Origin of the sequence: Microcoleus sp. B5-D4 (genome assembly GCF_036705145.1) — a bacterium.
Lineage (GTDB): Bacteria > Cyanobacteriota > Cyanobacteriia > Cyanobacteriales > Microcoleaceae > Microcoleus.
In genome coordinates, this window is record NZ_JAUBTV010000057.1 from 13,376 (window position 1) to 26,053 (window position 12,678).

The 12,678-nt window shown below is 45.4% G+C and carries 14 protein-coding genes; 8 read left to right on the forward strand and 6 right to left on the reverse strand.

Annotated features, from left to right (window positions below):
- Positions 1-221 precede the first annotated feature (221 nt).
- The 6 genes from QUB10_RS22945 to QUB10_RS22970 all read left to right on the forward strand — a co-directional run bounded on the left by QUB10_RS22945 (position 222) and on the right by QUB10_RS22970 (position 7,667).
- On the forward strand, positions 222-3,389 hold the full coding sequence (locus QUB10_RS22945) for a peptidase domain-containing ABC transporter (protein ID WP_333205574.1): 3,168 nt from the start codon (positions 222-224) through the stop codon (positions 3,387-3,389).
- Positions 3,390-3,660: 271 nt separating this feature from the next.
- Complete coding sequence (locus QUB10_RS22950; protein ID WP_333205575.1) at positions 3,661-5,469, forward strand: HlyD family efflux transporter periplasmic adaptor subunit; 1,809 nt, start codon at positions 3,661-3,663, stop codon at positions 5,467-5,469.
- 144 nt (positions 5,470-5,613) lie between these two features.
- Positions 5,614-6,069: a HetP family heterocyst commitment protein gene (locus QUB10_RS22955; protein WP_333205576.1), complete on the forward strand. Its 456-nt coding sequence runs from the start codon at positions 5,614-5,616 to the stop codon at positions 6,067-6,069.
- A 598-nt stretch (positions 6,070-6,667) separates the two neighbouring features.
- A complete protein-coding gene (locus QUB10_RS22960; protein WP_333205577.1) occupies positions 6,668-6,928 on the forward strand; it encodes a hypothetical protein in 261 nt (86 codons plus the stop codon).
- Positions 6,929-7,038: 110 nt separating this feature from the next.
- Positions 7,039-7,299, forward strand: a complete 261-nt coding sequence (locus tag QUB10_RS22965) for a hypothetical protein (protein ID WP_333205577.1) — start codon at positions 7,039-7,041, stop codon at positions 7,297-7,299.
- Positions 7,300-7,427: 128 nt separating this feature from the next.
- Positions 7,428-7,667, forward strand: coding sequence for a hypothetical protein (locus tag QUB10_RS22970; protein ID WP_333205578.1), 240 nt, complete (start codon positions 7,428-7,430; stop codon positions 7,665-7,667).
- Positions 7,668-7,929: 262 nt separating this feature from the next.
- On the opposite strand, the gene QUB10_RS22975 is transcribed toward QUB10_RS22970, so the two are convergent.
- From QUB10_RS22975 to QUB10_RS22990, 4 genes are all read right to left on the reverse strand, one after another.
- Positions 7,930-8,103: a hypothetical protein gene (locus QUB10_RS22975; RefSeq protein WP_333205579.1), complete on the reverse strand. Its 174-nt coding sequence runs from the start codon at positions 8,101-8,103 to the stop codon at positions 7,930-7,932.
- Positions 8,104-8,118: 15 nt separating this feature from the next.
- Positions 8,119-8,349, reverse strand: a complete 231-nt coding sequence (locus QUB10_RS22980; protein WP_333205580.1) for a hypothetical protein — start codon at positions 8,347-8,349, stop codon at positions 8,119-8,121.
- 86 nt (positions 8,350-8,435) lie between these two features.
- Positions 8,436-8,798, reverse strand: a complete 363-nt coding sequence (locus QUB10_RS22985; protein ID WP_333205581.1) for a hypothetical protein — start codon at positions 8,796-8,798, stop codon at positions 8,436-8,438.
- Between the two features lie 130 nt (positions 8,799-8,928).
- A complete protein-coding gene (locus tag QUB10_RS22990) occupies positions 8,929-9,210 on the reverse strand; it encodes a hypothetical protein (protein ID WP_333205582.1) in 282 nt (93 codons plus the stop codon).
- A 67-nt stretch (positions 9,211-9,277) separates the two neighbouring features.
- On the opposite strand from QUB10_RS22990, the gene QUB10_RS22995 reads away from it, so the two are divergent.
- Both QUB10_RS22995 and QUB10_RS23000 read left to right on the forward strand, forming a co-directional pair.
- Complete coding sequence (locus tag QUB10_RS22995; protein ID WP_333205583.1) at positions 9,278-9,886, forward strand: calcium-binding protein; 609 nt, start codon at positions 9,278-9,280, stop codon at positions 9,884-9,886.
- A gap of 85 nt (positions 9,887-9,971) precedes the next feature.
- On the forward strand, positions 9,972-10,712 hold the full coding sequence (locus QUB10_RS23000) for a peptidylprolyl isomerase (RefSeq protein WP_333205584.1): 741 nt from the start codon (positions 9,972-9,974) through the stop codon (positions 10,710-10,712).
- A gap of 118 nt (positions 10,713-10,830) precedes the next feature.
- Here the strand turns inward: QUB10_RS23000 and QUB10_RS23005 are convergent, their stop codons facing one another.
- Complete coding sequence (locus QUB10_RS23005; RefSeq protein ID WP_333205585.1) at positions 10,831-11,517, reverse strand: hypothetical protein; 687 nt, start codon at positions 11,515-11,517, stop codon at positions 10,831-10,833.
- Positions 11,517-12,641 (reverse strand): AAA family ATPase, encoded by a 1,125-nt coding sequence (locus QUB10_RS23010; protein WP_333205586.1) that lies wholly within the window; start codon positions 12,639-12,641, stop codon positions 11,517-11,519. Before QUB10_RS23010 ends, QUB10_RS23005 begins: the two co-directional genes overlap by 1 nt.
- Positions 12,642-12,678 lie beyond the last annotated feature (37 nt).

Sequence of the window (12,678 nt, forward strand, 5' to 3'; positions counted from 1 at the left end):
AGCCAAAACCACACTTACGTAATCACCACACAATCCTGAAAAAACGCAATTTTATATATCCTAAAGGCGTTGAAGGGATGTCGTAACTAAGAGGTGTTAGTCGGACATATCGACAAACAGTTTGTAAGCCAACTAAATTGCAACTAAACCAATAAAAATTGCTCATAACCGGGTTAGTTGTAATTCAAAAAAATTGAAACACTTTTTTGACAGGGTAAGTTATGAAAAAAAATTTAGGGGTGGGAAATCAAATTTTTAAAACCCCAGAAGCCTTGGAAAATTTCCCGGCTATTCAGAAAATTTTCGAGGAAGTCGGTGCAGGGCAGACTTTAGTGGCGAAATTAAATACAGCCTGTGAAATTTGCGAGTTTCAACTCGGAGATGAAATTACTCAATATCAAACATCAGATAGCAACAATTTCCTTGAAAAAAAACAGAGCGATTCCCTACGGGATAGCTTCGCTTCACGCAATTTTTATTTAGTTTGCGAGGGAAGAGTCAGGCTGCTAGCGGTAGAAGCGTCTCAACAGCAAGAAATTTCGGCGGTGGTACTGGAAGTCGGAGCAATATTTGGGACAGATAACCTATTTATTGAAAACGGACTGCCTTACAGGGCAATTGCGGCTGGCACTTGCCAAATCGGTCGAATTGCGGCCACCACATTGCAGCTTATTTTAGAGGAATTCCCGCAACTGCAACAGCACTGGCAGCAAGAATTTCAAGAGCGACAGCGGTTAATATTTTTCAAGACACAAACAGATTTGCGATCGCTCCCTCCCCACCAACAACAGCTTCTGTGGCCCCACTTACTTCCTTACATAGAAGAAAGCCGAATTCCGGCCGGAGTTTCCCTCGCTGAGCATTGCCAAAACTCCAACAATATTTTTTGGCTCCGCAGCGGTCAAATTCAAGGTCAAGCACCGCCAATTATCGGCAGTAACTGGGAACATTCAGACGTAAAGAGCGACTGGATAGCGGTAACTGACCTGATAATTTACCAGCTTAGCAGCGAACAGTGGGAAATCGCCCAAGCCACAATTAGTTCCGAAAGTAATTCCCGCCCTAAAATCATCCGCAAACCTCCAATTTTAAGCTTAGTAACGCCGCCCCAAGATGCCAGATCTACCTCACAAACCGAGCCATCAAAATTAACCGCTGTTGCTCAGCAAAAACCCGCAGCCGGAATCATCAGCTTTCCCAAACCAAAGCAGCGGCGATGGTTGAGCAGCCGACACCCATTCATTCAACAACAGAGCGCAGCAGATTGTGGAGCTACTTGCTTAGCCATGATTAGCGAATATTGGGGTAAAAAATTCAGCCTAAATTACTTGCGCGAATTGGCAGAAATCGGCCGCAGCGGCGCGTCGCTCAAGAGTCTGGCAAAAGCAGCGGAAAGGATGGGATTTCAAACCCGTCCCGTGCGAGCTTCTTTAACTCCGCTGCGAAATCAAAATCCCTGGATTGCTCACTGGCAAGGCAATCACTACGTGGCAGTTTATCGCTTTAAAAATCAACAGGTTTTAGTGGCTGATCCGGCGGCGGGCAAGCGGTGGATGAGCATTAAAACTTTTACCGAAAATTGGACTGGGTACGCCCTAATTTTAGACCCGACAGCGGAACTATACCGCAATCACAGTGCCGAACATCAAGGTATCAAACTTAAAAATTTTGTGGGCATAGTCTGGCCCTACCGGGCTGCGATCGCCCAAATTCTGATCCTCTCCTTGTTGCTCCAATTATTTGGTCTAGTTACTCCCCTATTTACCCAAGTAATTCTCGACCAAGTGGTTGTCAGCAAAAGCGTAGTAACTCTGCACGTTTTTGCGATCGGGCTGCTACTGTTTAGTGTTTGGCGAACGTTGTTGGGTGCAACGAGACAGTATTTGCTGGATTATTTATCGAACCGCATTGACTTGACTTTAATTAGTGGCTTTATCAGTCACACTCTCAGTTTGCCGATTAAGTTTTTTGAATCTCGTCAGGTGGGCGATATCTTGACGCGGGTTCAGGAAAATCAAAAAATTCAGGCATTTTTGACCCGCCAAGCTATTACGGCTTGGTTGGATGCTTTGATGGCTGTAGTTTACATCGGACTGATGGTTTACTATAACTGGCGTCTGGCGTTGTTGGTGCTGGCGTTGATTCCGCCGATCGTGATTTTGACTTTAGTGGCAACTCCGTTCCTGCGAAAAGTGTCGCGGGAGGTTTTTACCGAAAGTGCCAAGCAAAATTCATCTTTGGTGGAAATGATTACTGGGGTAGCGACGGTTAAGGCAACTGCTGCTGAGCGAGAAATGCGCTGGCGCTGGGAAGACCAATTAACCTGCATGATTAATGCTAAATTTCGCGGGCAGAAGTTGGCGAATTCTTTGCAGGTGATCGGGGGTGGGATTAATACTTTGGGGAGTACGGCTTTGCTGTGGTATGGGGCAATGCTGGTGATTCAAGATGATTTGACGATCGGTCAATTTGTTGCTTTTAATATGATGATTGGGAGCGTAATTTCTCCTGTGCTTTCAGTGGTGGGACTTTGGGATGAGTTTCAAGAAGTGCTGGTTTCGATCGAGCGTTTGGATGATGTATTCTCTGCCCAACCTGAAGAAAGCCCTTACAAGCCAATGCTGGTGCTGCCTCGCATTCAGGGAAACGTCAAGTTTGACAATGTTTCTTTCCGCTATTCTCAGGATGAGGAACGCAATACGCTGCAAAATCTTTCCTTTGAGGTGCAAGCTGGAGAAACTGTGGCAATTGTCGGCCGCAGCGGTTCGGGTAAGAGCACTTTGGTAAAGCTGCTGCAAGGTTTCTATTATCCAGAAAAGGGGCGGCTGACAATTGACGGCCACGATATTCGGCACATTTCTTTGCAGTCGCTGCGAGTTCAGTTGGGTGTTGTTCCTCAAGATTGTTTCTTGTTTTCGGGAACGATTTTGGAAAATATTACGCTGTATAAAAACGGAAATGATGCTGCTTCTGCAAGCTTGGAACAGGCGATAGAAGTGGCAAAGCTAGCAGAAGCTCACGCTTTTATACAGGATATGCCGCTGGGTTATCAAACTCCTGTGGGGGAAAGGGGAACGAGTTTGTCTGGGGGCCAGCGACAACGAATTGCGATCGCCCGCGCTCTTTTGGGTGATCCCCGGATTTTGGTTTTGGATGAAGCAACTTCTTCGCTGGATACCGAATCTGAGCGCAGGTTTCAGCAAAATCTCGCCCGCATTAGTCGCGATCGCACTGCGTTTATTATCGCTCATCGGTTGTCTACGGTGCGTAATGCCGATCGCATTTTGGTTCTAGACAAAGGCATTTTAGCCGAACAAGGCAACCACGACGAATTGATGGCTGAACGCGGACTTTACTATCACCTCGCTCAGCAACAACTCGATATTTAAGTCATTAGTCATTAGTCATTGGTCATTAGTCATTGGTCATTGGTCATTAGTCATTGGTCATTAGTCATTAGTCATTGGTCATTGGTCATTGGTCATTAGTCATTGGTCATTAGTCATTAGTCATTAGTCATTAGCAACCAACACAAGACTAAATATCATTTTCACTGAATTCTGACTCCTAACTTCTGACTCCTAACTTCTGACTCCTGACTGATAGCTCCTAACAACGGTCAACTGCCAACAGTCAACAGACTAATTTGGAGGAAATAAAATGTTTTCAGAAGATGCCAAAGAATTAGGCCACGCTCCTAACGAAATAGGCGAAGTTTATGGGGGCGTAGCTTCTAGGCAAGAAAACGAAACCCGAAAAAAAGAGCGCTCTTTAGAAGTTGTCGAATCTCAAAATCGCTCATCTCAAACTAATGACGGTATCAATATTGCAAAATTACAGTTACGGCAGCCAGATGCTAATAATTGGTCTACTTCTTTGCACTCGGTACTCGACCAGCCGCCAGTATCTTTTCCGCAGCGGTTGATATTAGGAGGAATGGTTTTTTCCGTAGCTTTTGGAGCGTGGGCAACTTTGGGAAAAATTGACGAGGTTGGTCATGCTCAGGGCAAATTAGTTCCCAAAGGCGCTGTTTACAAAATTCACCCGACGGAGACGGGAAAAATTATTAACCTCGCTATCAAAGAAGGTCAAAAAATCAAAGCTGGACAATTATTGGCCGAATTAGACCCGTCGAATGCTCAGAGCGAGGTGGAGCGTCTTGATAAAATTCTGGACTCTTATCGGATTCAATTGATGCAAGAGATGAGTTCGATCGAGAGAACTAAACTGGAAGTTGAAGCGAGCCAAGCTATTGCTGCTGCAGACAAGCGGGGGGCTGAAGCTGCGATCGCCCGTGCGATCGCTTCAGTGGCCACCACGCAGTCTCAAATCGAGCAATTGCAAGCAGATTTAGTGTCTCAGCAAGCGCGGCAACAACAGCTCAAACCTCTGGAAAAGGATGTGCAAGACTTGCTCTCGCAACTGAAAACAGATATTAATTCCCAGCAAGGGCGGCGCGATCAGGTGAAACCATTGCAACGCAAGACTCAAGAATTGCTGTCGCAATTGCAAGCAAAAGTGGTGGCTCACAAAGAGCGGATCGCGCGTCTCAAACCTTTGGTAGATGAAGGAGCACTGTCAAAAGACGTATTGTTTCAAGCTGAGGAAGCTCTGCGAGAAAGTGAAAATGCCGTGATTAGAAGCCAGTTGGGAGAGACAACTCAGGCTGACGATCGCGCCTTTGAAGTCGAGCAAACCGTTCGCGACAGACAAAGTGCTGCCATCAGGAGTCAACTGTCTGATGCAACTGGGGTTAAGGAAAGGTTGTTTGAAGTCGAGCAAAATTTGCGCGATCGAACTAGCGCCATTTCTAGAGCCCAAGGTGAATTAACTCAACAACTGGCAGAAGTCGATCGACTGCAAGCCGAAGCCGCCAGCAAACAAGCTGCAGCGCGCCAAACGCAGTTAGAAAAAGAGCAAAAAATTCAGCAGTTGGAAATGCAATTAAATCAAGTCAAATCCAAAATTGCCGAAACCCAAACCCTGCTCGCTCAAGCAAAAAATCAGCTCAAACAAAGATTTCTCTACGCACCCGTCAGCGGAGTGATTTCCGCACTCAACATTCACAACACTGGTGAAGTAGTTCAACCGGGTCAAACTATTGCAGAAATGACTCCGAATCAGGCTCCTCTGGTGCTGGAAGTCAGTTTGCCGAACCGAGAAGCGGGATTTGTCAAAACCGGAATGCCGGTGCAAGTCAAATTCGATGCTTTTCCTTATCAAAATTACGGCGTGATTCCGGGAAAAGTTTTATCTATTTCGCCCGATGCCAAAACAGACGAGCGATTGGGTGTTTTTTACCGGGTGGAAGTGAGTATCGATCGAGACTCAGTGAAAGCCAAAAATCAAACCTGGAAACTCAAAGCTGGCCAAACAGCTACTGCGGAAATAGTCATTCGCCAGCGCAGCATAGCCGACATTTTGCTTGACCCTCTCAAGCAGCTACAAAAGGGCGGCATGAGTTTGTAGAAATTAGTCATTAGTCATTAGTCAGTAGTCAGTAGTCAGTAGTCAGTAGTCAGTAGTCAGTAGTCAGTTGTTATTAGCTTTCCAGTCAACAGTCAACAGTCAACAGTCAACAGTCAACTAATTTACAAAAAACAGGATAAAACTATGAATTCCCAATTTCACCATTCTGCCAATCATTCCCAAGTTGGAATCAAACCAGAACAATTGGATGAGATAATTTCAGCCATCCTGGCAGGAAAGTATTCTTGGGCTTGTTTTTTACTTTTGCGGTGCACCGGTTACAACCCTCTCGACTATATCCCTTACCGTACTTCCAACCGCTTGCTGAAGGAAAACAGTCAAACGAGGAAATCGGAAACTCAGCCGGCGCTGAGCAAAATTGCGGATTTAGATTATGTGGAAGTGGTGAGGGAAAAACGAGCCGGAGTTCGAGGGGGTGATGCAATTCAGATTGGTAGCGAGTTGCACTCAGATACCGCAGGTTTTGTAGCTGAAGTAGTCGGCCCAGGTTCACCTATCTCGGCGTTGGCGGTTGATGTTCACAATCAAGGATTTTTTGCTGGATTTAAGACGCGCTGGTTTAATTGGGCGGGTAAGTAAATTAGTCGATTGACCGACAACCCGGTTGCGGGCGTTGGGTGTACCTGTTTTTTGGTTGACTCACCGCGGGCGATCGGGTTTTTGAGTGTCGAACATCCGCGCTTTCGATAAATCTGCCAAAGTGGCAACACGCTGTGGCGATCGTACCTAATACTTTGTTAAGTAGGTCAACCTAAAAAAACGGAATACCCAGATACCCGACTTCTTTAAGAAGTCGGGTATCTAAGATAATAACGTTTTACGTTGATTCAATTCTTTAATCTAAAATCTAAAATCTAAAATCGGTTGACCTGTAATTTCTAGGGTTTTGCAGGGGCAGTCTTTGTCTATACAAGTTATCAATTGAACCCAATACTACAATCTTCCAGTCTCGTTAATAGACAATAAAACGAGGCTGGTTGTCCTATGTCAAAATACATCGATTTTCTGTAGATTTTGACCAAAAAAATACAAATATTTATGAAGTTAACTTTACATTTTAATTGTCCACAAATCTGCCAAATTGGCAACACAGCTCTAATTAGTCCAGATATATTAGGTACATCGAAAGCAAACAAGATTGCTTCGAGCAAGCAGTTAACCAACAAGGGAAAAAACCATGATTATCTCTGACCTGAACCATGTCGAAGTTGTTTCCGAAGCAACCAGAATCGAAGGCGGTTTCACTGAATTTGATTTGATTGTCGGCAAAGTTTCTTTCATTTCACTGACTGCTGGTATAGCAATTGGTAACGTAGCGGTAGCCGACGCTGGTGCCGGTGCGATCGGTTATGGCTCATTTACCAAGGCTGCTACCAGCACATTTACGACTCCTTTTTCGAGTTCATCCGGTGCATTTTCCGTATCGGTTTCCGATTAGGAATTCAGTCAAGTGCTGCTAGTTAAATAAGTCCGAACTACTGGCATCCAAACGATAGAATTACACAGTTTTTTAGTCAAGCAAACCTGCAATAGTAAAGGGAAAAAACCATGATTATCTCTGACCTGAACCATGTCGAAGTTGTTTCCGAAGCAACCAGAATCGAAGGCGGTTTCACTGAATTTGATTTGATTGTCGGCAAAGTTTCTTTCATTTCACTGACTGCTGGTATAGCAATTGGTAACGTAGCGGTAGCCGACGCTGGTGCCGGTGCGATCGGTTATGGCTCATTTACCAAGGCTGCTACCAGCACATTTACGACTCCTTTTTCGAGTTCATCCGGTGCATTTTCCGTATCGGTTTCCGATTAGGAATTCAGTCGCCCGCTGCTAGTATAATTAAGTCCGCACTACTGGCAGCGGAACGATAGAATTACACATTTTTCGAGTCAAAAATACAGCCGTATCCAAGAATAATAATCAGATAAAGGTAAAAATCAATGAGAATTGAGAATTTGACATATTTGGAGAAAATTTCTGACGAAGGCAATATTGTTGGCGGTTTTGCTTCAGTCGATATCAGTGTTTTTAGCTCCGCGATCGGTGCATTCACCTCAACTGCTGCTAATTCTCAGTCTTGGGCAGTATCTTCGCCTTACGGTGGTTCTCTAGCGGTTGGTTACGGTCAGGTATTTGCGATCGCCTACACTCCGCCGTCATTTCCCAATTTCCGAAACTAGATTCCGTGAATAATAGAAATTAAATAATTTCTATTATCTCGATAGGGTAATGAAATCACAATAAAAATGTATAGCTCCATTGCTTTTACCCACAGCAATCTTCAGTTGATTTATCAAGCTTAAAACAAATTTTAAGGAGATTAACAGCGATGCCTCAATTAGACGCATCTGCTCCTCCTACCCCAACGGTGGGTAGCAGCAGTCCCAGTGGCTCTAGCTTGTTAGCGGGTGGAACTGGTGCAAATAGTAGTGAACCTACTAACTATTCAGCATCTTCAGCATCAGCCCCAACAGCTAACAGTTCTAACATTTCTACTCCCAGCGAGGCTTCAGGAGGCAGCAGCACTTCTGCCCAATCCACTTCATCGACTTCCGACAGCGGTGCAGGCAGTACAAGCAGCGCGACAGCCACTTCCCCTACAGGAGAATCTAGCAACAGCAGCCAAACAGTCTATACTCCGGGAGCCACCTCGAGCAGCGGCAGCGCTACAGCCTCGTCGGGGGCTTCTCCGACGACAAGTGCCACAGCTTCGGCCCCGGCAGCAACACCAACAGCAACACCAACACCAACACCAACACCTGCGCCCGCACCTGCACCTGCACCTGCACCTGCACCTGCACCGTTAGGAGACAGCAGCGGTGCCAGCAGCAGCGCGACAGCGACTTCTCCGACAAGCAGCACCAGCACTCAGACAGCATCGACTCCCGGTGGCACTTCTAGCAGTGCCAGCGCCTCAGCTAGCAGTGGTTTAGATACTCCGCCAACTACTAGCGCCACAGCAGAAACACCAGCGCCAACACCAGCGCCCGCACCAGCACCAGCACCAGCGCCAACACCAGCGCCCGCACCAGCGCCCGCACCAGCACCAGCGCCCGCACCAGCACCAACGCCAGCACCAGCACCAGCACCAGCACCAGCACCAGCACCCGCACCAGCACCAGCACCAACGCCAGCACCAGCACCAGCACCAGCACCAGCATCAGCACCAGCACCAGCACCAGCACCAGCACCAGCACCAGCACCAGCACCAACACCAACGCCAGCACCAGCGCCCGCACCAACGCCAGCACCCGCACCAGCACCCGCACCAGCGCCAGCACCCGCACCAGCACCCGCACCAGCGCCAGCACCAGCGCCAGCGCCTTCAGAGAGTAGCAGTTCGAGCGAAACGAGCTCGATCGCCAATAATCAAGGTGTTACTAACAACAGCAGCGCGACAGTAACTTCCCCCACAGGCAGTAGCACTAGCAATCAGACAGCCTATACTCCGGGAGCTACTTCTGGCAGTGCAGAAGCAACCGCTACTACAGGCGATCCACCAACAACTAACATCACAACTAACATCACAACACCAGCGCCAACACCAGCGCCAGCACCAGCGCCAGCGCCAGCACCAGCGCCAGCACCAGCGCCAACACCAGCGCCAACAGCGCCAACACCGCCAACACCGCCAACACCCTCAAATAATGAGGATGCGATCGGTACCGGTGGTGGTGGCAGCAGCGCGAGCACTTCTAATCCCACAGATAACAGTAACAGCAATAATTCGATCGCACTTCCCGATCAGAATACGAACAACAGCAATGCTGAGACAACCCCGCCTCCAGAAATGGTCGCCCCAGAAAACTATCCGGGCGCATTAACTATCAGCTACGACAGCAACGGCGACGGATATTGGCTCGGCACCAACGACAGCGATGTGATTAGTGGCGATAGCGGGAGCGATCGAATTTTTGCAGGAAGCGGCGACGATATTGTCCAAGCTAACAGAGGTGATGATGCGATCGATGGAGGCGATGGAAACGACACTTTGCGGGGAGGGAAAGGTCAAGATTTACTGATTGGTGGCAACGGCGACGATTTTCTTTGCGGCGACTTCGGCAGCGATACATTGATTGGAGGTAGTGGCGCTGATACCTTTGCCTTTAGACCGGAAACAGCGAGTGCAGCAGCTAATCCATTGTTAGCCGATCGAGTCCTTGATTTCAATCCCGCTGAAGGCGATAAAATTGGGCTGACAGGGGGGCTTTCGGTAGCAGACTTGACACTCATGGCGTTTGATACTGACGGTTCCGGTACAGCAGACGCGACTCTGGTCAAGTTTAGTTCAAATAATGGCGATCGAATTTTAGCTGTTGTTTTGGGAACAGTTAACGCAGCGGGTGCAACAACTTTGAGCAATGCTGATTTTATTAGTTTGCCAAATGACATCTTGTAGCTAACCGTTAACCGTTAACACCAACTACCCCCCAGGAAGCGTCGGGGGACGAAGTTAATAAAGTTATATGGGTGGAGAGAGAAAGATGAAGGACTTTTACGGCCCATTGATTGAAGCAAGTGAAATCATCGACCAACTCAGACAAGACCAGCAAATAAAGACATTTAGTCAAAAGGTTTTGCAGAAAAAAGTTATTGAGAAAGCCGCCCGGGAACGGGGGTTAACTGTGACTCCCGACGAAATTCAAGCTGTGGGCGACCAGCTCCGCCGCGAGAAGCGTTTGGAGAAAGCGGCGGATACGATTGCTTGGCTGGTCGATCAGATGATTTCTGTAGAAGATTTAGAAGCCGGAATTTGCGATCGGCTCCTTGCCCAAAAACTAGCCGAACACTTGTTCAGCAAAGAAGTAGAAAAGATTTTTATTCAAAACAAATTGCAATTCGACCAAATAATTCTTTATCAAATAGTTCTTGCCAACCCCCAGCTTGCTCAAGAACTATTTTATCAAATTCAAGAAGGAGAAATCAGCTTTTTTGATGCCGCTCACCTTTACGATATTGACGAAAATCGTCGGCATATATGCGGTTGCCAAGGCAAGGTTTATCGGTGGGGTTTAAAACCAGACATAGCCGTCGCCGTATTTAGCGCTAAACCCGGAGAAGTAATTCGTCCCATTGAAACAGAGCTAGGATATCACTTGTTCCTGGTTGAAAAGTTTCTCCCGGCAGAATTAACCCCTGAACGGTATCAAGAAATATTGCACAATCTGTTTAACGAATGGCTGGCTAACGAAGTCAACCATTTATTGTACACTTCTAAAGTGTAGGTTGCGCGCGGAGCACAGAGAAGCCTAAGTGGTTTGACGGGCGAATTATAGCGCTCTCGGTGTGGTGTGCATGGAGCCCTCATCTAGAGGTTCTACATAAGTCGTATAACTGTTACGTTTAACTTGGCAATTTGGATTTAACTATATTGCAAAAATTGATAAACTGGCGAAAAGTAGTCAGTTGTTCTGGATGAACTTTAATTCGGCTCAATAGCTGTCCCAAATAAAATGGCTTGAGTACATCTCCCGGTCGTTTCTTAGAATACGTAATATTTTTAGCTTCAAATAACGCTCTCAAATAAGCTCCATGAAACTGAGCGTGAGTATTAAACTCTTGATATTTTCCCATGTTTTCAGGACAGTTAACTGAAACATCATAATATCTACTATAATCTAATAAAGGTTTGTTTTGAGGATTTTTATAATAAATCTTCCGATTGGCTAGCAGCCAACTTTCCAAGCATCGATTCTGAAATATCAGCACAAGTTCTGCATTGTTTAATTTCAATTTTTGCTGACTTAAAAAATCCTCAATTTCAGTTGTAAGTTCGGCAACAGTATTTTCCTCGGCATCCAGACACACTACAAAATAGCTGTATTTTCCGTTTGAGTTGATTTCCGCGATCGCAGGCGGGATATAATTGTATAACGAAGGATATCCTTCACCACTAATCAGGTAATAATTTTTTTGAGTCACATCATCGCAATTGTCAACTCGCTGCAACTCCGGTAAAAGGTAAGACAGCCAAGCCGGATAAACTTTTTTCTCCGATTGTGTTCCTTCGACCAAAAAATACAGATTCATTAAACTTTAATTCCTTCGCTGTATTCTTCAAGATTAATCAGTTGCATGAAAGCTTGATGCCTCGATTTTCCCAAGTTCAAATCTTTAGCATCTATGACAGTTACAACCCCACCTTTGCGAGTCACTATTTTCCAGTGCTCCATCCCAATATTATTGATTATGTAAGGATGATGGCTGGTGAGAATGAATTGAATATTTCTATTTTCCACAATCAAATCTGTCACAACATCGATACAGTTAATTCCCAAGCTGTTTTCAAATTCATCAATCAGGATTACCGTGCCTTCGGGCGATAAGTACAATTCGCTAATATGAATGAGAGTTTTCAACATTCCTGAAGAAATATTGTTTTGGAAAATCCAATCGTTAACACCCTTTTCTTTGATTTGAATAGGAAAACGGGTAAAAGATGGATTTGCGTTATCTTCTAATGCTTCTAGTTTAATATCTTCTACCTGCTCGAAAACATCTATAAATTTAGTTTTTATTTTATCGAATATATCGGGACAATGGCGAGCTATTAAAGCCAGTTTAAGAAGAATTGGCATATCACTTGCTTGAACATTTTCCAAAGCAAAATTATTATTGGAAATTATCGATAGTACCCTTACAGGGATACCATAAATTCCATTTAACAAGCTAGAATTGTCGCTATAAATGATTTCATTAAAAGCCTGCTGGACAGGTGAAATATCTTCTTCTTGATTTAAAATTTCAACTGCACTTTGAAACGGCGATAATTTGGGCGTTGTCTCCCCTTTGAATTTAATTTCATTATTGCTTCTTTCTATAATTACATTTCCCTCTCTGGATAGATGTTCTCGAACTATTCTAAATTTATTAATTTCGTCTTCCTCAGTAGGAATGATAGCAGGGACTTTTTGCGTTTCAAATTCGCCTTGCCAGCGATATTCTACATTGTTTACTGTCGAGAATGTAACGTCCCATGCTAAACCGTTTAACGAAGCACCATTAGCTATTCGCTGTAAATTCAAAATTCCTTTTAAAATTTGTGTTTTGCCGACACCGGAGACACCAACTAATAAAGCCAAGTTGGAAAAATATATCGGTTCAAAACGCCACTCTCGTAAATAATCCCAAAAAGCTACTTTTTTAATTCTCATTTCCCCCTCCTCTCTATTAATTATCTGCGCCCATCAG

Bases quoted from the DNA above. Each gene is read 5' to 3' on its own strand.
- QUB10_RS22970 (WP_333205578.1), top strand. From the start codon at position 7,428: ATGAGAATTGAGAATTTGACATATTTGGAGAAAATTTCTGACGAAGGC.
- QUB10_RS22995 (WP_333205583.1), top strand. From the start codon at position 9,278: ATGGTCGCCCCAGAAAACTATCCGGGCGCATTAACTATCAGCTACGAC.
- QUB10_RS23000 (WP_333205584.1), top strand. From the start codon at position 9,972: ATGAAGGACTTTTACGGCCCATTGATTGAAGCAAGTGAAATCATCGAC.
- QUB10_RS22960 (WP_333205577.1), top strand. From the start codon at position 6,668: ATGATTATCTCTGACCTGAACCATGTCGAAGTTGTTTCCGAAGCAACC.
- QUB10_RS22950 (WP_333205575.1), top strand. From the start codon at position 3,661: ATGTTTTCAGAAGATGCCAAAGAATTAGGCCACGCTCCTAACGAAATA.
- QUB10_RS22965 (WP_333205577.1), top strand. From the start codon at position 7,039: ATGATTATCTCTGACCTGAACCATGTCGAAGTTGTTTCCGAAGCAACC.
- QUB10_RS23010 (WP_333205586.1), bottom strand. From the start codon at position 12,641: ATGAGAATTAAAAAAGTAGCTTTTTGGGATTATTTACGAGAGTGGCGT.
- QUB10_RS22955 (WP_333205576.1), top strand. From the start codon at position 5,614: ATGAATTCCCAATTTCACCATTCTGCCAATCATTCCCAAGTTGGAATC.
- QUB10_RS22945 (WP_333205574.1), top strand. From the start codon at position 222: ATGAAAAAAAATTTAGGGGTGGGAAATCAAATTTTTAAAACCCCAGAA.
- QUB10_RS23005 (WP_333205585.1), bottom strand. From the start codon at position 11,517: ATGAATCTGTATTTTTTGGTCGAAGGAACACAATCGGAGAAAAAAGTT.